Source organism: Streptomyces sp. TSRI0281 (assembly GCF_001905125.1).
In the GTDB taxonomy this organism is placed as follows: Bacteria; Actinomycetota; Actinomycetes; order Streptomycetales; family Streptomycetaceae; genus Streptomyces.
In genome coordinates this window covers 118,439-136,456 of the sequence record NZ_LWLE01000015.1, presented here as the reverse complement: position 1 = coordinate 136,456, position 18,018 = coordinate 118,439, and the positions used below count along the sequence as shown (strand labels likewise).

At 70.5% G+C, this 18,018-nt stretch carries 25 protein-coding genes and 1 pseudogene; 18 read left to right on the top strand and 8 right to left on the bottom strand.

Annotated features, from left to right (window positions below):
• From A6A29_RS22450 to A6A29_RS22425, 10 genes and pseudogenes are all read left to right on the top strand, one after another.
• A pseudogene (locus A6A29_RS22450) lies at nucleotides 1-457 on the top strand (hypothetical protein); the annotation flags it as partial.
• A 97-nt stretch (nucleotides 458-554) separates the two neighbouring features.
• Nucleotides 555-767: a hypothetical protein gene (locus A6A29_RS22445; protein ID WP_073722310.1), complete on the top strand. Its 213-nt coding sequence runs from the start codon at nucleotides 555-557 to the stop codon at nucleotides 765-767.
• Nucleotides 767-922, top strand: a complete 156-nt coding sequence (locus A6A29_RS45340; RefSeq protein WP_158074440.1) for a hypothetical protein — start codon at nucleotides 767-769, stop codon at nucleotides 920-922. The genes A6A29_RS22445 and A6A29_RS45340 overlap by 1 nt, the downstream gene beginning before the upstream one ends.
• A complete protein-coding gene (locus A6A29_RS45335) occupies nucleotides 919-1,086 on the top strand; it encodes a hypothetical protein (RefSeq protein WP_158074439.1) in 168 nt (55 codons plus the stop codon). Before A6A29_RS45340 ends, A6A29_RS45335 begins: the two co-directional genes overlap by 4 nt.
• Entirely contained in the window at nucleotides 1,083-1,376 is a 294-nt protein-coding gene (locus A6A29_RS22440) for a hypothetical protein (protein WP_073722308.1), read from the top strand. The genes A6A29_RS45335 and A6A29_RS22440 overlap by 4 nt, the downstream gene beginning before the upstream one ends.
• 467 nt (nucleotides 1,377-1,843) lie before the next feature.
• Entirely contained in the window at nucleotides 1,844-1,975 is a 132-nt protein-coding gene (locus tag A6A29_RS48130; protein ID WP_443333359.1) for a hypothetical protein, read from the top strand.
• Nucleotides 1,976-2,311: 336 nt separating this feature from the next.
• Nucleotides 2,312-2,539 carry a hypothetical protein gene (locus A6A29_RS22435; protein ID WP_073722306.1) on the top strand — a complete coding sequence of 76 codons (228 nt, stop codon included), beginning with the start codon at nucleotides 2,312-2,314 and terminating at the stop codon, nucleotides 2,537-2,539.
• Nucleotides 2,540-2,659: 120 nt separating this feature from the next.
• Nucleotides 2,660-2,803 carry a hypothetical protein gene (locus tag A6A29_RS45330; RefSeq protein ID WP_158074438.1) on the top strand — a complete coding sequence of 48 codons (144 nt, stop codon included), beginning with the start codon at nucleotides 2,660-2,662 and terminating at the stop codon, nucleotides 2,801-2,803.
• A gap of 297 nt (nucleotides 2,804-3,100) precedes the next feature.
• The gene (locus A6A29_RS22430; protein WP_073722304.1) at nucleotides 3,101-3,664 is read left to right on the top strand and encodes a pentapeptide repeat-containing protein; all 564 of its coding nucleotides are present in this window, start codon (nucleotides 3,101-3,103) and stop codon (nucleotides 3,662-3,664) included.
• 45 nt (nucleotides 3,665-3,709) lie between these two features.
• Nucleotides 3,710-3,874, top strand: coding sequence for a DNA methyltransferase (locus A6A29_RS22425; RefSeq protein ID WP_385731684.1), 165 nt, complete (start codon nucleotides 3,710-3,712; stop codon nucleotides 3,872-3,874).
• 134 nt (nucleotides 3,875-4,008) lie between these two features.
• Here A6A29_RS22425 and A6A29_RS22420 read toward each other — a convergent pair whose 3' ends face one another.
• The 5 genes from A6A29_RS22420 to A6A29_RS44175 form a co-directional block, all read right to left on the bottom strand.
• The gene (locus A6A29_RS22420) at nucleotides 4,009-5,019 is read right to left on the bottom strand and encodes a protein-L-isoaspartate O-methyltransferase family protein (protein ID WP_073722302.1); all 1,011 of its coding nucleotides are present in this window, start codon (nucleotides 5,017-5,019) and stop codon (nucleotides 4,009-4,011) included.
• Nucleotides 5,020-5,107: 88 nt separating this feature from the next.
• Nucleotides 5,108-5,536: a lasso peptide biosynthesis B2 protein gene (locus A6A29_RS22415; protein ID WP_241838607.1), complete on the bottom strand. Its 429-nt coding sequence runs from the start codon at nucleotides 5,534-5,536 to the stop codon at nucleotides 5,108-5,110.
• The gene (locus tag A6A29_RS22410) at nucleotides 5,527-5,820 is read right to left on the bottom strand and encodes a PqqD family protein (protein WP_073722300.1); all 294 of its coding nucleotides are present in this window, start codon (nucleotides 5,818-5,820) and stop codon (nucleotides 5,527-5,529) included. The genes A6A29_RS22415 and A6A29_RS22410 overlap by 10 nt, the downstream gene beginning before the upstream one ends.
• Complete coding sequence (locus A6A29_RS22405; protein ID WP_073722298.1) at nucleotides 5,804-7,639, bottom strand: albusnodin/ikarugamycin family macrolactam cyclase; 1,836 nt, start codon at nucleotides 7,637-7,639, stop codon at nucleotides 5,804-5,806. The genes A6A29_RS22410 and A6A29_RS22405 overlap by 17 nt, the downstream gene beginning before the upstream one ends.
• Nucleotides 7,640-7,798: 159 nt before the next feature.
• A complete protein-coding gene (locus A6A29_RS44175; protein ID WP_107468285.1) occupies nucleotides 7,799-7,927 on the bottom strand; it encodes a lasso RiPP family leader peptide-containing protein in 129 nt (42 codons plus the stop codon).
• 197 nt (nucleotides 7,928-8,124) lie between these two features.
• Here A6A29_RS44175 and A6A29_RS22400 point away from each other — a divergent pair, with 197 nt between their 5' ends.
• Nucleotides 8,125-9,501: a hypothetical protein gene (locus A6A29_RS22400; RefSeq protein WP_073722296.1), complete on the top strand. Its 1,377-nt coding sequence runs from the start codon at nucleotides 8,125-8,127 to the stop codon at nucleotides 9,499-9,501.
• 1,783 nt (nucleotides 9,502-11,284) lie between these two features.
• Complete coding sequence (locus A6A29_RS22385; protein ID WP_107468284.1) at nucleotides 11,285-11,518, top strand: helix-turn-helix domain-containing protein; 234 nt, start codon at nucleotides 11,285-11,287, stop codon at nucleotides 11,516-11,518.
• Between the two features lie 137 nt (nucleotides 11,519-11,655).
• Here A6A29_RS22385 and A6A29_RS22380 read toward each other — a convergent pair whose 3' ends face one another.
• From A6A29_RS22380 to A6A29_RS22370, 3 genes are all read right to left on the bottom strand, one after another.
• Complete coding sequence (locus A6A29_RS22380) at nucleotides 11,656-11,949, bottom strand: hypothetical protein (RefSeq protein WP_073722290.1); 294 nt, start codon at nucleotides 11,947-11,949, stop codon at nucleotides 11,656-11,658.
• 172 nt (nucleotides 11,950-12,121) lie between these two features.
• On the bottom strand, nucleotides 12,122-12,280 hold the full coding sequence (locus A6A29_RS45325) for a hypothetical protein (protein ID WP_158074437.1): 159 nt from the start codon (nucleotides 12,278-12,280) through the stop codon (nucleotides 12,122-12,124).
• Complete coding sequence (locus A6A29_RS22370) at nucleotides 12,277-12,498, bottom strand: hypothetical protein (protein WP_385731693.1); 222 nt, start codon at nucleotides 12,496-12,498, stop codon at nucleotides 12,277-12,279. Before A6A29_RS22370 ends, A6A29_RS45325 begins: the two co-directional genes overlap by 4 nt.
• Nucleotides 12,499-12,672: 174 nt before the next feature.
• Between A6A29_RS22370 and A6A29_RS22365 the strand changes: the two genes are divergently transcribed.
• The 6 genes from A6A29_RS22365 (at nucleotide 12,673) to A6A29_RS22340 (ending at nucleotide 18,016) form a co-directional block, all read left to right on the top strand.
• Nucleotides 12,673-13,917 carry a Twin-arginine translocation pathway signal gene (locus A6A29_RS22365; RefSeq protein WP_073722284.1) on the top strand — a complete coding sequence of 415 codons (1,245 nt, stop codon included), beginning with the start codon at nucleotides 12,673-12,675 and terminating at the stop codon, nucleotides 13,915-13,917.
• A gap of 2 nt (nucleotides 13,918-13,919) precedes the next feature.
• The gene (locus A6A29_RS22360) at nucleotides 13,920-14,234 is read left to right on the top strand and encodes a 4a-hydroxytetrahydrobiopterin dehydratase (protein ID WP_073722282.1); all 315 of its coding nucleotides are present in this window, start codon (nucleotides 13,920-13,922) and stop codon (nucleotides 14,232-14,234) included.
• 22 nt (nucleotides 14,235-14,256) lie between these two features.
• Entirely contained in the window at nucleotides 14,257-14,463 is a 207-nt protein-coding gene (locus A6A29_RS22355; protein ID WP_241838606.1) for a hypothetical protein, read from the top strand.
• A 1,141-nt stretch (nucleotides 14,464-15,604) separates the two neighbouring features.
• Nucleotides 15,605-15,793, top strand: coding sequence for a hypothetical protein (locus A6A29_RS45880; RefSeq protein ID WP_198953137.1), 189 nt, complete (start codon nucleotides 15,605-15,607; stop codon nucleotides 15,791-15,793).
• Between the two features lie 355 nt (nucleotides 15,794-16,148).
• Nucleotides 16,149-17,219 (top strand): Dyp-type peroxidase, encoded by a 1,071-nt coding sequence (locus tag A6A29_RS22345; protein WP_073722280.1) that lies wholly within the window; start codon nucleotides 16,149-16,151, stop codon nucleotides 17,217-17,219.
• On the top strand, nucleotides 17,219-18,016 hold the full coding sequence (locus tag A6A29_RS22340) for a family 1 encapsulin nanocompartment shell protein (RefSeq protein ID WP_073722278.1): 798 nt from the start codon (nucleotides 17,219-17,221) through the stop codon (nucleotides 18,014-18,016). Before A6A29_RS22345 ends, A6A29_RS22340 begins: the two co-directional genes overlap by 1 nt.
• Nucleotides 18,017-18,018: the final 2 nt, after the last annotated feature.

Here is an 18,018-nt window from a genome sequence, read left to right as displayed (position 1 = left end):
GAGGTGGGTCAGTTTTGATCCGCTGTCAGAGGGTCACGATTCACCCGTCGCCGACAACAAGGCGAAGGCCACATCTCGCCGCCTGGATCCGACGTACTACCACCCGATCAGCAGCTTCTCGCAGGCCATCATGGGTGCTCACGCGGTCACGGTCGCGGTGGAGCTCCGCGCTGGCGGCGAGTCGGTGCGGCAGGCCGTTGCTGCGGACACCACCACGATTCCGTCCCGGCCGCGTCTGGCCCGGCACCGGATCGAGGAAGCCCGCGCGTACCAGCTCGACGGGCAGCAGGAGACCGCGCTGGCGACGCTGGAGCGCGCACACAAGGCCGCCCCGGAGACGATCCGGTACAACGGTTACGCCCGCCGGATCGTGCTGGAAGAGACGGAGTCGAAGGTCCCGGCCCGGCGGCAGCGCGCGGCTCAACTGGCTGAGCAACTCGGGTTGCTGGCAACGTAGTTCGAACCTCTGAGCGAGGGGCAGGAATCCTGCCCCTCGTTTGCTGTGGCCGCTCTTACGATCTGAGGACGTCCCCCGACGACTCAGGAGGCCCCCCATGGCGGTGACACAGCTACCGGCGGTCAGCGATCTGACCGAGCAGCAGCAGCGCGGTTGGCATTGCGTGTGGTGCGCGGCGCCGCTCGGCACCGACCTGGGTGTCGACCTCGGCGAGCAGCGGGTCACCCCCACCACTGGTGCCGCGTACGCGTGGTTCCCCCGTGAGTGTGTGGACGCGCTGGCGTGCTCGGGGCGGAGGGCTGCCCGGTGATGGCGTCGACGCAGCAGCGGACCGCGTTCCCGCCGCCGGAGCTTGCGTATCTGGCGTATCTCGGGCACACCCTGGCGTGCGACGCCTGCCGCGCAGGAGTGTTCTGCGCGACGTTCATACGGCTCGGCCGCGCGTGGAAGAAGGCACGCCGGTGAGCGCGCCGATCGGGTACGGGTACTGCTGGGAGGAGCGCCCCGGCACCTTCGCCCGATGCACCCAGCCCCCCGGCCATACCGGTCCCCACTACGACTGGCGCGCCCCCAGCGAGCACAGGGAATGGCCGAACACCCCGGACAGCGTGGGGAGGGGGCCCGAGTGAAGTGCCACCACAGCGGCGGTGTCCACGACTTCGCGATCGAGACCGACGACGTCGCCCGGTGCCCCGAACACGGGGTCACCCTCCTGTGGCACGGCGAACCGATCACGAACACCGAACTGGCCGAAGCCGCAGCCGCAGAGTCCCGGCTCGACGACGTGCTCGACCTCGCCGAGCAACTCCGCGGCGACACACACAGCGCCCACTGCCGCGCAGCACAGCAACCACACCTCGCCGACGGACACGACCACTGCCGGCGCCCCGACTGCGCATGCCCCTGCCACACCACCTGAACGGACCCACGATGACCAGCGCGACGCTTCCCACCCCGACCGCGAACGAGGAAGGCGGGCAGGGGTGCTCCGGATGCGGCACCACGAAAGGGACGTGCCACGACCCCCGCCGGCACGGCCTGATGTGACGATGGTGACCGTGATGTGTCCTCACTGCCACACGCCCATGGCCATCGTCGGACCCGGCCACTGGGCCTGCACCACCTGCCCGCGCATCGCGCAATCCGGGGACACCGATACCGCGATCGAGCAGCGGGAGACCAATCGTCGGGCAGCGCTGGACCTCCTGGACGCTGCGCTCGGCCCCAGGGCCGTACAGGCGGAGACCGACCGGAAGATCACCAACGAGATGGAGACCACGATGGGCCAGACGATCGAAACCCAAGGGTGCCCGAAGTGCCACAGCACCATGTACCGCACCGTCGACACGTTCTTCCCGCGCAGGCGCGGGTGGTCCCAGCGGCGTCGTGGACATCGATCTGATCATCGCGTTCTTCCCGCGCAGGCGGGGGTGGTCCGACCAGGACGGCACCTTCGACGGTGTCGCCTGCGTTCTTCCCGCGCAGGCGGGGGTGGTCCGGATGTGTGTCCGGCGTTGAGGTCCAGGACGCGGTTTTTCCCGCGCAGGCGGGGGTGGTCCGCCCACGCCTCACTCCCCGTACGGGTCGCCGCCCTGGACCTGCTCGGCCCCGGACAGCCCGTCGTCCTCTCCGACCCCGACGGCGACCAGAGCGCCGGCATCCCCATGACCGCCCTACTGATGGGCTGGGCGCGGTACCTCGCCCAGGAGTTCCCCGCCGTGCACCGGTGCTCGGCCCTGGCACGGGGCCGACGTCCCCGGCCTGTGCCGGTGGCTGACGGCCTATCTGCCGTACGCGGTCACCCGCCCGTGGATTGACGAGCTCTACGAGCAGGTGCAGCACCCACTGAAGCGAGTGGAACGCGTCACCGACCTCAAGCCGCGCGTTCGCCCCATGGATGCCCCTTGCTCGCAGTGCGGCGCGTTCGGCCTGGTGGAGCACCAGGAGGAGCTGAACATCCTGTGCACCGTCTGCCCGGCCGTCCTCACCCCCGACGAGTACCTCGCCCACCGCGACCGCGTCATGCCCACCCTCGCCGCCCTCGCCCTGCGCATATCCGCCGCCCAGCAAACCGCCGCCTGACCCCGTACGCAGCTGCGCCCGTCCCATGACCGGGGCGGGGCACAGCTGTTCACCGATGGCGTGTCACGAAGTGGCGAAACGCGGCTCATCATCCCTCTCGTGCCCGCCATGATCACCATCGTGACCAACCCCTTGCAGCGGCGCCCGAAGCGAGACGGCCGCCACACCCCTGACCTGTGGCCCGTGTGGCTGGTCGCCCCCGGCGCCCTACTCATCGTCGGTGCCGCCGCCTACGGCCTCTATCAGGGAGCGGAAGCCTCCTGACCAGTGAGGCCGCTGGTAAGAAGCCAGTCAGCGTCCAGGACGCCATCAAAACACCGTCACCGTCCTGACCCTGATAGGTGCCGTCATAGCCGCCCTGTACGCCTATCGCAAACAGCTGCTCGACGAAGGCACCTCACACCGGGCAGACGCCACCCAACTCACCGAGCACTACGCGAAATCCGCCGAACAGCTCGGCCACGACCAGGCCGCTGTCCGCCTCGCCGGCGTCTACGCCATGGCACGCCTCGCCGACGACTGGCCCGAGCAACGACAGGTATGCGTCGACGTACTCTGCGCATGCCCTATGCGACCGAAACTACCGACCCCGGATTCAGGCACGGCGAGCGCGAAGTCCGCCTCACCATCATTCGAAACATTCGAGACCACCTACAAGACCCCAACGCAGACACCACCTGGTGCGGACTCAACCTCGATTTCACCGGAGCCACCTTCGATGGCGGCGACTTCAGCGGCTCGATGTTCTCCGGCGGCACGGTCTCCTTCCGCGGCTCGACGTTCTCCGGCGGCACGGTCCACTTCAGCCACTCGACGTACTCCGGTAGCACTGTCTCCTTCCGCACCTCGATGTTCTCCGGCGCCACGGTCAACTTCGGCGACTCGACGTACTCGCGGGGCGCGATCTCTTTCAGCGGCTCGATGTTCTACGACGGCACGGTTTCCTTTAACCGCTCATGGTTCTCCGGCGCCGCGGTCTCCTTCCACGACTCGACGCTCTCCGGCGGTAAGGTCTCCTTCAGCGACTCGACGTACGACAGCGACACAGTCGTCTTCCAGGATTCACATATCCAGGCGTCCGCAACCATCCATTGGGGCCCATTCCCGGTGATCCCGGGCCCGTGACAAGTACGCCTGCGGCGACTGCCGCGCCCAGCGCGGGCACGCCTGTTGCTCGTCCAGATCGCTCCCGAGGGCGGTCTCGTCCTGGGCCCGTTCGCCGGCAGCGGCACAACCGGCGCGGCCGCCCTCGCCGAAGGACGGCGGTTCATCGGAATCGAAGGCTCGTCCGCCATCGCAGGAATCGCCCGGCAGCGACTGGCCGACGCGGCCTGACGGCCAGTAACCCGCGCCGAGCAGCCATATGGCCGTTGACCCATCTTCGGGTCAACGGTCGTGTCAGCTTGAGAGAACGTTGCCCGGAACGCCTTGAGTGTCCCGGGCAAGGTGAGTGAGTGGCATCGGCGGGGCTACCGGGCGAGCCGCAGGTCCCAGCTGTCGCCGGTGCGGACCAGGGCGGGGGTGTAGGTGGCAGGGGCGGGGCGCCCGGCCTCTTCCCACTGCTCTAGCCAGCCGCGGAGCACGGTCAGCGACGGGGAATCGGGGGCGTCGGCGAGAATCGTGCCGTCCTGCTGGATGACGGCGGCCGTCGTGGTCGTGGTGTGGCCGATCGCCCACATGTCCGGGCTGAGCCCGGACATCGTGAGGCGGTGGTCGCCGCGGGTGGCGGCGAAGGTCCGCCAGGACGGCATGTCGATCTCGCCGCCCTTGTACGGCTCTGTGTGCGCATCCTTCAGCAGCCGGTCCAGCGCGGTGCGGGCCCCGGTGTGCAGGTGGTCGTCCTCGCCTCGCCACGCGATGGAGATCCAGGAGGGGGCGGGGACACGGTTCTCCCAGTCCACCCACCGGCCGGGCAGGTCGAGGTTGTCCTTGGGTGAGCTGGTCGCCTCGATGTACCCGCCGGTGAACACCTCTTCCACCGTCGGCTCGCCGCCGGTGACACGGATCTTCGCGACGACGGTCATGTTGGGCACGGTCGCGATCGGCAGCGGGGCGACGATGAGGCCGCCGTCGACGACCTGGTCCACCCACGCCTTCGGCAGCAGCGGTGGGGTGCACCAGGCCACCATCCGGTCGTACGGGGCCCGTGCGGGGAAGCCGCCGGTGCCGTCGGCGGCGTGGCAGCGGACATGGTCCACGCCGCGCTGGTGGTGGATGAGGCCCGCCCAGCGGGTCAGGTAGGTGTCGATGTCGAGGCTGGTCACCTGGCCGGTGGGGCCGACGAGTTCGGCGAGCAGGGCGCCGGAGTAGCCGGAGCCGGTGCCGAACTCCACGACGTTCATGCCTGCTTCGACGCCCAGGGTGGACACTTCGCGGTGGATAACGGCCGGGTTCGAACGGTGCGGGGTCGCGCCGCGGCCTTCGTGGTGGGTGTAGTGGCGCTCAGGAACGGATTCGGCGGCCAGGGCGACGGCGGACATCAGCAGCTCACTCCTTCGAGGGGGTACGGGTACAGGCATTCGGTCAACTGCTCCAGGCGGGTGAAGGACACGGCACCCGGTGACGCGATCAGATGGTCAGTGCTGTGTGGTGGTGCCAGCCCGCTTCGGTGTACTCGCCGGCCGGTCCGAGGCCGGGCAGTTCGGCCCAGGCGTGGTATTCGGCCGGTGGCGGGGAGAACCGCACTCCCAGGCACCAGTCCAGACGCCGCCCCAGCAGGGCGGCGGCCAGTACCGCGCCGAGGGAGGTTTCCATGCAGGCGGCGCGGCCGGGCCACAGGCGGCCGGTGTGCCGGACCGCTTCAACCAGCGCCCCGGCCCGCTCCGGGGCGAGCGGCCGGCGGCCGGCCCGCCGAGCCCAGCGGACGGTGCGGACGGTGTGCCGGAACGGCAGCCGCAGCAGGACCAGGGCCAGGGCGAGACCGGCGGCCGCGGCGATCCGTTCGGGGACGGTCCCGGTGCGGACGGTGGAGTACGCCTCCAGGCTCGTCACCGCCACCACCCCCGCCTACGGCGACGGGACGCCGGTTCCGTGGCCGCGAGACCCTGCGCGGTCAGCGCGTCGGCGACCGCACGGACGTCAGCACCGGCCTGACCGGCAGGGATGCCGTAGCGCTCCGCATACTGCCCGGCGGCCTCCTCCCGGGTGGTGCCGGCGAGCAGAAGCATCACGGCGGCGGACGCGGTCGGGGTCAGGTGCGTCCAGCGGCCGATTCGCTCATCCAGGATCGCGCCGCCCTCGTCGGTGAGCACCAGGTGGGCGTTCTCAGCCAGTTGCCACACGGGAGGTCACCTCCCACCAGGCAGGGGCGGTGGTGTCGACCTGCCGGAGCCAGACCTCGGCGGCGATCGCGAGATGCAGGGCGCCCTGGGCGGTGGGCTGTCCGGCAGCGGCCTGTGCGAGCATCCGCGCGACCGGCTGCTCGGTGACCAGCCCGGTGGCAGCCAGCCGTGAGGACGGCCCGAGGAGATCGAGCAGGACGGGCGCGTTCTCCCGCAGGCCCGCGTACGCGACGGCGCTGAAGCCGCCCTTCGTCGTACGGGCGAGCACGGAGTCGGGCAGCACCCCGGTCCCGGCAAACGCCGTGTGGAGCAGCGGTTTGTAGCGGTCCGGGGTGCCGCGCTGGTCGGCGGGAACGGCAAGGCAGGCCCGGATGACCTCGTTGTCGAGGTACGGGGCGACCAGGTCGATGCCGTACTCGGCCGCCGCGATCTCGCGCCAGCCGGTGGTGTCGGTGCCGAGACGGGCCAGGTCCTGCCGGTCGGACCAGGCGGCCAGGCGAACAGGCGTGTCGTCCGACTGGGCGGCGGCGGTGTCGAGGGCGGCGGCGAGCTGGTGGCGGACGTCGGGGCTCATCCAGTCGGCGGTGGCCAGGAGCGGTGTCCACGCGACCGGTCGGGACGCCTGCGGCATCCACTTCCGTACGGGGTCGTTCAGTTCGGCGGCCGTCTGGCGCCAGGCGCCGGCCAGATCGGTACGGGAGGCGGGGCGCGCCCGCCCGAGAACCGACCATGCGGAGGTGTGCCGCAGTCGGGCATGACCGAGTGCGTGCCGCCAGGCCCGGCGGTGGTGTCGCTCGCGCAGCAGGTCGGCGAGGTAGGAGGAAGGGGCGGACAGTACGGCGTCCCCGGCCGACCCGGTCAGGTGCAGGCCGGGAACGGGGTGGTGGGCGGCCACCGTGTCCAGCACGGCCCGCTTGATCGAGGCGGTGACCGCGTAGGCGTTGGGCGCGTCGGTCACCGGCAGTCGGCTCAGGTCGTCCAGGCCGTCGTAGTAGACCGTGTTCGCTGTGCCGGGTACCGCGTGGTGGGTCAGGCCCGGCACCGCCGCGGCGGTTCGGGTCGCGCACGGGAGGTCGTCGTCGCGCAGGCGTTCGTCGGCGAACGTCACCGCGGTGACCGGCCCGCGCTGTGCGGCGAGGCAGGCCAGCGTGGTGGAGTCGAGTCCGGCAAGGTCGGCACTGACCGGACGTCCGTCGAGGCGGGTGGCGACGGCTTCGCCGAGCGCCGCCCGCACGGTCGCCGCGGCGTCGTGCAGGTCCACGCTCCCGTACTCGGCCGGCTCGAACCGCACCGCACGGGCACCCTCGGCGTCGAGCAGCAGCAGGTGCCCGCCCGGCACCCGGCTCACGCACCGCATCAGACTGCGCTGCCCCAGGACATCCGGCTGCGCCAGCGCGAGATGCGCGGCCAGCGCGGTCGGGTCGGCCGGCGCCCCGTCGAGCGCGGCCAGCGCCAGCATGGACGTTGCCCACCACACCGCCCCGCCGTGGCTCCGCCAGTACACCGGGTGCTGTCCGGCCAGATCGCCGACCACGGCCAGCGTCGCTCCGCTGCGGGCGACGGCGAGGTACGAGCCGGGCCACCGGGTCAGCTCCCGCCACCGCCCGGCCCGCACCGATGGGAGCCGCGCGGCAAGGTGCTCGTCATCGGCCCCGCAGTCCCCGATCACGGTCAGCGACACCGGGCCGTCGCTCACCGACCGCACCCGTGCGGTGGGCCAGCCCACCGTCCACGCCGCCTCGACGCCGGGCACCGGGTATCCGCCCCGGGGCCGTCTGGCCTCTTCCGTCGTTCCGTACCGTCCCGCGCTCCACCGCATCGCCGCCGTCTCCCTCACCCGTCGCCGTACCCGGACACGAACCGAATGGAGCGCCGGGCCCACCCGTCTGTGCCCCAGCACAGGTATGGCGGGCCCGGCGCCCCTGGGCCATGCCGGACGGAGCGGCGTGCGCCCCGTCCGGCCCGGCAGACCCGAGGGTCAGGCGTTCTTGTACTGCGTGTCGTCGGCGGTGTCGAAGGTCTGGGTGCCCAGCGTCACCTCGACGACGTCGCCGACGTCCAGCACGATGGGCGCCTGGTAGGCAGGGGTCTGCGTGGTGTGCTCCATGACGAACCTCCTCCGTGTTCCGTCCCTGCCGTCCGGAAGCGGACGCGCAGTGAACGGCCGTGCCACACCGGCAGTTCAGCGGGCCGCGAAATCTGCTCCGCCGTGCTGCCGGGCATGACCAACAGTCAACCGCCGGTCACCCTTCGTCGGTACGGTTGGGACGGACGGATGGGTATACGAGGTATACGGGAGCGGTCATGACCCAGCGCTTACCGAACGTCAGACTGCGGGACGCCGTCCGGGAATCGGGGTGGACGTACGCGGCGCTCGCCCACGCGGTCCGCCAGGTCGCCGCCGAGAACGGCGAGGCCCTGCGGACGAACAAGTCGGCGGTGGACCACTGGATCGCCGGGGCGATGCCCTCGGGACAGACCGGCCGCTACCTGACGATCGCCCTCTCCCGCCGCCTGGGACGGGCCCTGACCCCCCAGGACCTGGGCCTCCCCCTTCCGGCCGGCTGGGAGAATGACAGCATCGGACTGTCCATCGGCGACGACCCGCTGGAGACCCTGGTGCCGATCTGGAGGGGTGACTTGGACCGACGGAGATTCCTGTCCGGCGCCGCGTACTCGGTCGCGGCCGCCGTGCTGCCGCTGGAATACGTCACCGATATCGCCTCCCGCGCGGCCAAGGCCCGCACCGGCGCCCTGGTCGGCCACGCGGACGTCGCCGCAGTACGCGACATGGTTGCGATGTTCGCGCTGATGGACGAACGCCACGGCGGACAGCACGGCCGCTCCGCGCTGGTGCAGTACCTGATGTCGGACGTTGCGGCCCTGTGCCGCGGCCGGTTCAGCTCCGAGGACGACCACCGGCACATGCTGTCCGCCGCCGCCGTCGGTGTTCACCAGGCCGGCTGGCGTGCGTACGACGGCGGGGAACAAGGGCTCGCACAGCGGTACTACCTCCAGTCGTATGCCCTGGCCCACGAGTCCGGGATCACCGGGCATGACGCGTGGATCATGAGGACCATGGCCCAGCAGGGCATGAGGCTGCGCCGCCCGGAGCATTGCCTGGCCCTGGCCGCGAGCGCTGTCGACAAGGTCCACGGGCGGGTCGACACGCAGACCGAGGCGCTGTTCGCCGTCACTCACGCGCACGCCCTCGCCAAGGCTCGACAACGCCCCGAGGCGGTTCTGGAGGTGGAGCGTGCCCGCACCGCCCTGAGCTCGGCGAAGGGCGACGACGTGCCGTTCTGGGCGCTGTCGTGGGGCCCACCGGCGGCCACGGTTCACAGCCGGACGGCGAAAGTCTTCGAGACACTCGGCGACCGGCGCCGGGCCGCAGCGATGTACGGGGCAGCAGCGGCCAGCCGGCCACCGGGCACCTACGCACGGATCATCGCCCTGGACCTGGTCGCACAGGCCGAGATGCAGGCCGCCGAGGGCAGCATTGAGCAGGCGTGCGCCACCTGGGGCCGGGCCATCGACCACATGGACGGAGTCCAGTCCGGACGGACCCGCAAGGCCGTGGGCAACATGCGCCGCGACCTGTCCCGCTTCCGCACCCGCGGACTGCGCTGCGCAGCCGAACTCGACGAACGCGCCCGCGACTTCCTCCGCGACCGACGCTGACCCCACGAGCGTGCCCGCCCCGTCCCGCAGCCGGGCACGCCGTGAGCGGATCCACGGCGGACGCCCCGTTCGGTCGTCCGGGTCAGATACCGCAGACCCAGGCGATTCGGCCCGAGCAGCCTCGCCACCCGCGTCGCGGGAGCGCGACCCCGGGGCAGCCCCAGGCCGAAACTCCAGAGACGTGGAGCCGCCCCGGCGGTCGAGTTGGTGTGCGCTGCTCCGGGAGAACCTCGACTCCAGAACCATCGTCCGGGCCTCACCAGGTCACCCAAGCCGACTTCTTCACGGCGTAGCAGCAGAGACGGCTGCCGTAGGTCGAGCGCGTCGTCGGGATCCTCGTCGTAGTGAAGGGCGACTCCCTCCCACTGGTCCCATCCGTAGAGCCGTGCGAACTCCCGGTCGCCGTCGGCGCGCGGAGGGGCGGCCGCCGACGCGTGCTCGCGCCGATGCAAGCACGCCTGCCACGCCGCATTTCCCGCAGGTCCGGCCGCACAGTCGTGCGCGGCTTCTCCGGGATGCTCCGCCGCGCCGTGGGGAGGCGGGCGCGCAGGCGGGCCGTGATGAGTGCGGCAGGGCGGACCGGCCGCCAGTCGATCCACCAGGCGGTCAGCTCGGCGGCGATGTCGTGGACGTCCAGGCCCTGGTCGATCAGCAGCCGCAAGGCGAACGCCAGTCGGCGCAGCCCTCTCCCTGGCCAACGGGCAGGGATGCCTCGTCGGGCTCTGCCCCGCTTGCGCAGGGCCGATCGGCGTACACAGTGGCTCAGGGGTGAACCCGGCCGTACGGGGCGCCAACTGCGGCCGCACCTGGAGTCATGCGCTGGGCTGACGGTTCACCTTGGGACGGCCACAGCGATCTCATCGCTCTGACCGTCCCACGTCAGATACAACGTTCCCGGGATGGGTCTGCCCGCTGCGCCGGCCATACGGAACCGCACGGCGTCATGGGGCCCCAAGTCTTCGTCCGAGGGGGGCTCAAACACGTAGGGTGCCTCCCTGGCGCTCAGACTGACACCAGTCGCTGGACCCGTCCCCGTGTTACGCAGGTAGAAGATATGGGCGGACTGCTGCTCGATGACGAAGTCGGGCCGAGGCCGGCTAGCCTCCACCTCCGCCGCCCGTCGTTCGGCCGCCTCGCGACGCTGATCGACCAGTTGTTCCTCAGCCACAGTTGCCGATCGCTCGGACGCGATGCGAGACAACCTGGCCTCCTCTGCTGACTTCCGGCCGTCTCGTTGCGCTCGGTAGCTGACCACCAGCGCGCCAGCTGATATCGCGAAGGCAGCCCACCCGGCCGCGTCTCCCAAGTCCATGCGCGGAGGTTATCCATTCTCGCCACGCTGGCACCGCCTGTACCGGAGACTCAGGGCCATGGACGCAGGACTTGCCGCAGTGATCGCGGGAGCAGCAGGAGCCGGGGGCGCGGCCCTCGCCGCCTTCGGAACCAGTTTCGCCATGCTTCGGCAGGCAAAGATCCAGGGTGACAGCGCACATGTCCTCTGGCTGCGGGACCATCAACAGGAAGCTTTCCTGAAGATGTTGCTGGCGGTGCGCAAGATGAGGGACTTTCTCGCAGCCCCGGGCCCCGCATCTACCCCGTCTAACCATGCGGGTGGATCCGTAGAGGCGCGGTATCTCGAAGAGCTGGATGTGCGGTCCACTGCTGTGGCGATGGCCGTCAGCCGCGTCGCGCTCCTTGCTGATCTCGAAACAGGAACTTCTGCAATGGCACTCAGCTCGGCTATGTCCAGCCTGGGCAGTGCAGAGATGGCGGCCAGAGTCGAGTGTCTGCCGACCTGCCGCCCTGGATCCTTGACCACCGCCGCACCCTTGGCGACCGCATCCGCGACCGCCGAATCTGGTGCAATCTCACCCAGGAACAGCTGGCCCACCGGGCAGGAATCAGCCGCGACACGGTGCAGCGCATCGAAGGCGGTCAGAACGACGCGCGAATCAGCCACCTCTGGCGAATCGCCCGCATCCTCGAATGCTCCCTCGCTGACCTGGTCCCTGAGTAGCCCGGCCGGTCACCGGAGTCCGTGCCGGTTTGGGTCGCGGCAGACGCCTTTCGTGGTGCCGCATCCGGAACAACCCTGCCCGCCTTCGTCGTTCGCGGGCGGGGTGGGAATCGATGTGCTGTGCATGGTGGTTCCGTTCAGGTGGTGTGGCAGAAGCAGGCACAGTCGGCGCGCCGGCAGTGGTCGTGCCCGTCGGCCAGGTGCGGTTGCTGAGCTGCGCGGCAGTGGGTGCTGTGTGTGTCGCCGCGGATCTCCTCGGTCAGGGCCAGCACCTCATCGAGCCGGGCCCCTGCGGCTGCTGCCTCGGCCAACTCGGCGTCCGTGATCGGCTCGCCGTGCCACAGGAGTGTGACCCCGTGTTCGGGGCACCGGGCCATGTCATCGGTCTCGATGGGGAAGCCGTGGGCGCCGTCGGAGTGGTGGCACTTCACTCGGATCCCCTCCCCGTGCGGTCCGGGGTAGCGGCCTCGGTGTTCGGCCATTCCCGTTGGTCGCTGGGGGCACGCCAGTCATAGTGGGGACCGAGGTGGCCAGGGGGCTGGGTACACCGGGCGTATGTGCCGGGGCGCTCCGCCCAGCAGTACCCATACCCGATCGGCGCGCTCACCGGCGCACCTTCTTCCAGGTGCGCCCGAGCAGTATGACGGTCGCGCACGGCGCCCCCGCCCGGCAGGCATCGCACATCAGGGTGTGCCCGAGGTACGCCTGATACGCCCGCTCAGGGGGCTGGTGCGCGGTCCGCTGCCGCGTCGATGCCGTCACCGGGCCGCCCTCCGCCCCGAGCACGCCAGGGCGTCCACACACTCACGGGGGAACCACGCGTACGCGGCACCGGTGGCAGGGGTGACGCGCTGCTCGCCGAGGTCGACACCCAGGTCCGTGCCGAGCAGCGCCGCGCACCATACGCACGCCGCGCCGCGCTGCTGAGCATCGGAGAGAGGTTCAGGGCTGGGCAGCGGCATCTCTACGGGTGCAGGCACGAAAGCTCCCTGTGTTGCTAGAGGGGGGCTTCCAGCCATTTCGCTGCACAGCCCGCTGTCACACCTCGATGATGGGTGTGCACGCCAAGTAGGTAATAGGTCGTCGGATGGCCACGCGTGGCCACGTGGCGGCCATGGCTGGGAGCGCGAACGATGACACCCCACACTGGACTCATGGGCCGCAACGACGCGCTGCGCGCCGCCCGCCTCCGCCGCGGCTGGCGGACTGTCGAGGCCGCCGCAACCGCGGTCACCGAGCACGGGCAGCAGTTCCTGGACGACCGCCAGTTCACCGTGTCCGCGCGGACGTGGCGCCGGTGGGAAGGCGACCGCCCCGGGTGGCCGGCGGAAGAGACAGCGATCGTGCTGCACGACGCCCTTGGCCGCTGGCCCGAGGACCTGGGCTTCACTACCCCGCCGGGCTGGATCCGGCCCGAGCACCACGAAGAGGAACAGGTGAATCGCCGCACCTTTGCCTCCGTGACCGCCGCCGCACTCGTTGCCGGGCCGGTCGCACCGCAGCATGTCGACCCTGCTCTGGTCGACTACTTCCAGCAGCAACTGGAAGGGCACTACCGGGCCGACATGTTCCTCGGTCCCCATGACCTGATCGGTACGGTGTCCGCCCAGTACCAGCTGATCGACAAGCTGGTGCGGTCCGCGAAGGGAGAGACGCGCCGAAACCTGCTGCGCGCGGGTGCCGCCTATGCGGCGCTCGTCGGTTGGCTGTACCAAGACGCCGGCGATATGGATGGTGCGAGCTTCTGGCGCGGGATCACACAGGAGATCGCCATACGGTCCAGGGACCCGCACCTCATCGGATATTCGCTGGTGAACCAGGCGCAGGTCCGCACCGACCTGGGCGACGGACAAGCGGTCGTCGACCTGTGCGAGGCCGCCCTTGACGACGCCGACCGGCTGATGCCGAAGGTGCGGATCATGGCGATGCAGCAGCAGGCCCACGGGGCAAGCCTCGTCGGGGAGCGGCGGGCCGTCGACCAGCTGCTCGACCAGGCCGACCGGCTCCTGCCCCGCGTCGATGACGACCTGCCATGGGGCAACGCCTGCCGGCGGACTCCCGGATACCTGGAGGTGCAACGGGCCACCTGCTACGGGCGCCTCGGTCTCGGCGTGGAGGCCGGTTCACTTTGGGCGCAGGTGCTGGACGGGGTGCCGGAAACGGCCCGTCGGGACCGTGGGGTGTACTTGGCCCGGCAGGCGACAGCAGCGGCTGCCGCGCAGGAGCCGGACCAGGCGGTGGAGATCGCCCGGACGGCGGTGACGATCGCCGTTGAGACGCGATCGGCGCGGATGCGCAGGGAGTTGGTCACCCTGGAGCGGGCGATGCGGCCGTGGCAGGATGCACCGGTCGGCCGGGACCTGACGGAGGTTTTGGCACCCGTGACTGATAGGAGCTGATCGTGGCCAAGGACCCGCTCACGGATGAGGAAATCGCCGCGCGGCTGGCCGGACTGCCAGGGTGGGTGCGCGACGGGGACGAGATCACGCGCCGGTTCGGAATCCGCTACCACGGCGGCATCGCGATGATCGTGCATGTTGCCGACGTTGAGCGCCTGATCGGCCACCACGCGGACATCGATCTGCGGTGGGATCATGTCCGGTTCGGTATCACGACGCATGACGCCGGGCACCGTCTCACCGAGGCCGACTTCGACCTGGCGGCCCGGATCGATCAGATCGCCGCCGCACACGAGGCGCAGCCAATCAACGCCTGATCAGCGGCGTACGATCCGGCCCGTGGCGCATATCGAACTGAACGACGAACGATCGAGCTGGAGCGCGGCCTGGGCCGAGCAGCAGGAAGGCCACCTCACCGTGGCCACCGCGGCAGCCGTACGGCAGGCCATCACCTACCACGCACAAGCCACCGGGCAGGACAGATACAAGGTCGAGCAGGCGCTGAAGCGCGTGGTCCGGCATCCGGAGCCCCCAGCCGACGCCTGACCCCAGACGCACGAAACAGCCCCCTCCGCCCGAAGGGCGGGTTCTACTGATCCCCGCAACGCGGGGACGAGTTCTTCCCGCGCAGGCGGGGGTGGTCCGGTGGAGGGTCTCCCCCGCCCGCGGCACGTCGCGTTCTTCCCGCGCAGGCGGGGGTAGTCCGCCGGCAGGCAGCGGAGCTCCGGCGCGGGCCAGTTGATCAATCAACTCTGCGACCTGCGGTCGGGCTTGAGGATCGACGGCCAGACAGAGGCCAACAATGGTCCGAAGCGACGCCGGCACGGCCGAGACCCCGTCATCGGCGGCATTCGGACCAGATGACTCCCGCCCCGACGCCGCGAACACCAGTGCCGCACCGAGGGAGGAAACGTCGTCGGCCGGGGTTCCCTGCTGGGAATCACCCAGGCAGTCATGCACGGCCTCTCCTGCGCCAAAAGCACGTTGTCCGGCCGGAGGGCGCCGTGCGCCAGACCCACAGCGTGAACGGCAGCCAGTGCTTCCGCGATCCCCGCAGCCAGCACCCGTAGGGTCTCCTCAGGCAAGAGGCCGTGCGACGCCGCGGCCTGGCTGCGTGTCAGTCCAGCGGGTAGCGAGGTGGCCGCCCATGGCGCGGACCCCTCCGGGTCAGCGTCCACCACTTGGGCGACATGACTCCCTGCCACCATGCGCGCGCGGCCATTACCGCGGCCCGAACCGAGCCCGGAAGCCGGGATCACCGGCCAGGTCCGCGTGCACCACCTCGACCGCGACGGTCGCCCCCGCCGGCGACCGCCCTACGTACACCGAACCCGCCCCCCGTCCCTCCCGAGGCTGCCAAGCAACACATATGACCCGACCCGCTCCGGACCCCCGCGCCCGGACGTTCCAACGCTCTGCCCCCCGATCGGTCACACAAGGCAGCGAGTTTTGCCATTCACCTCCCGCTCCGTCGACGGCCATTCAAGCCACACATGACCCAACTCGATACTCTGGTAGACGGGTTCAGCCGGTGAGGGCAGCCGTAAAAGGTCAAGATCGTGAGACAGAGTGGGCCGATCCAGGACGTCGCGCGCGCAGTCGGCGAGGGCGAGCCGGCCCGAATGGACCCGATGATCGTGGTGACCGTCTCCCCTATGGCGGCGGCGCGGTGGGCGTAGGCGCTGATGTGGTCGAGCAGTTCGCCGCGGTGGCGGTACTGGGTGAACGTGGGCGAGCTGATGACGATCCGGCGGATTGTGTGGGTTTCGAGACGGTCGATGTAGTCCGTGAGCATGTCGAGGGGCGCGTGCCGACGGTCCGGCAGCAGGGGCTCTGCCCCCTCCGCAAGCAGGTGCTGATCGCCGAAGCCGAATAGGAACCGGACAGCCCACGCAAGTGGATCGACTGATTCACGGCCTCGAAGAAGATGCTCCACAAGCATCACTCCACCTACCGGGCAAAACTGTGGTGGGGACGAACGGAACAATCGTGGATGTGGCGGATCGGTGCCGTGGGTGCGGCGCCGCGGTGCGGGGCGGGGCCCACGCGCAACCGCGACGGGCCGTCCCGCCCCAAGCTGTCCCGGCGCGTGACCCGGCCGGGTCACCGGGCGTGCGGGCGGGCCGTGGGTGTGGGTAAGTGGCAGCGAGCCCCGCAGTCCCCACGTACCGCAGACGCCCTCACCCACCCTGACGTACCGCCGACGCCCTCACCCACCCTGGAGTGCGCGCATGCCCGACGCCGTCCCGGACCCGGTCGCGGTCCAGCCCGTAGTCGCCCCGCTCACGAGCGCCGCGCTGATTCTGGTCGGCACGATCGAACCGGGGGGCGAGGCCGCCGTACGCGGGGTGCTGCCGGACGTCGCGGCGGTCTCCCGCTCGATCGGCTTCCGCTACCCGCAGGCGGAGCTGGCCTGTGTGACGGCTTTCGGCTCCGCGGCCTGGGACCGGCTGTTCGCGGGGCCGCGTCCGGCGCGGCTGCACCCGTTCCAGGAACTGCGGGGCCCGCGCCACCACGCCCCGGCGACCCCGGGCGATGTGCTCTTCCACGTCCGGGCCGAGCGGATGGACATCTGCTACGAGTGGGCGCGACAGCTGCTCGAACGGCTCGACGGAGCGGTGCGGATCGTCGACGAGACCCAGGGCTTCCGCTATCTCGACCACCGGGACCTGCTCGGCTTCGTGGACGGCACCGAGAACCCGGTGGGTGACGACGCGCGGTCGGCCGCCCTGGTCGGCGACGACGATCCCGGTTTCGCGGGCGGCAGTTACGTCATCGTGCAGAAGTATCTGCACGACCTGACGGCCTGGAACGCGCTGCCCGTCCAGGAGCAGGAACGGGTCATCGGCCGCACCAAGTTCGACGACGTCGAACTGTCCGACGACGTGAAGCCCGCCGACTCCCATGTCGCCCTCAACACGATCACCGACCCGGACGGCACGGAGCGCGACATCCTGCGCGCGAACATGCCCTTCGGCAGCTTCGGGCAGGGCCAGTTCGGCACGTACTTCATCGGTTACGCGGCCGACCCCGACGTGACCGAGCGCATGCTCCGCAATATGTTCCTCGGCGATCCGCCCGGTACCCACGACCGCATTCTCGACTTCTCCACCGCGGTCACCGGCACGCTCTTCTACGCCCCCGGCGCCGATTTCCTCGACGCCCCGCCGCCCTCGCCCGCGCTTGCCGGGACCGCGGCCCAGCCGGAGCCGGCGACCGCGCCGGTACGGCGGGCCCCGGCCCCGGCGGTCCCGGACAACGGTTCGCTGCGCATCGGCAGCCTGCAAGAAAGCGCCCAGTGATGAACAACCTCCACCGCGAACTCGCGCCCGTCACGGAAGCCGCCTGGGACCAGATCGAAGAGGAGGCCCGGCGCACCTTCAGCCGTCATCTCGCGGGCCGCCGGGTGGTCGATGTCACCGACCCGGACGGGCCCGCGCTGGCCGCGATCGGCGACGGCCACCTCCGTGACATCGACCCGCCCACCCCCGACGTACTGGCACGGGCCCGCACCTCGATGCCGGTCATCGAGTGGAAGGTGCCGTTCACGGTGACCCGGGCGGCGGTGGACGATGTCGAGCGGGGCTCCGACGACAGTGACTGGCAGCCTGTCAAGGACGCGGCCCGCACCTGTGCGTTCGCCGAGGACATGGCCATCATCGACGGCTACCCGGCGGCCGGGATCACCGGCCTGCGGGACGGCTCCTCGCACGCCCCGCTGGCGCTGCCCGCCGATGCGCGGGACTACCCGGCGGCGGTCAGCCAGGCGCTGACGCGGCTGCGGCTCGCGGGGGTCGACGGACCGTACCGGCTGCTGCTCGGCGCCGACGCGTTCACCGAGGCCACCGAGACCTCCGACCACGGCTATCCGGTCGCCACCCATCTGGGACGCCTGCTGGACGACCAGATCCTGTGGGCGCCCGCCGTCACGGGCGGGGTACTGCTCTCCACGCGTGGTGGCGACTTCGAACTGCGGCTGGGCCAGGACCTGTCGATCGGTTACCAGGACCACGACACCACCAGCATCCGGCTCTACTTCCATCAGGCGTTCACCTTCCGGATGCTGACGCCGGAGGCCGCGGTCCCGCTCATCGCCTGAGC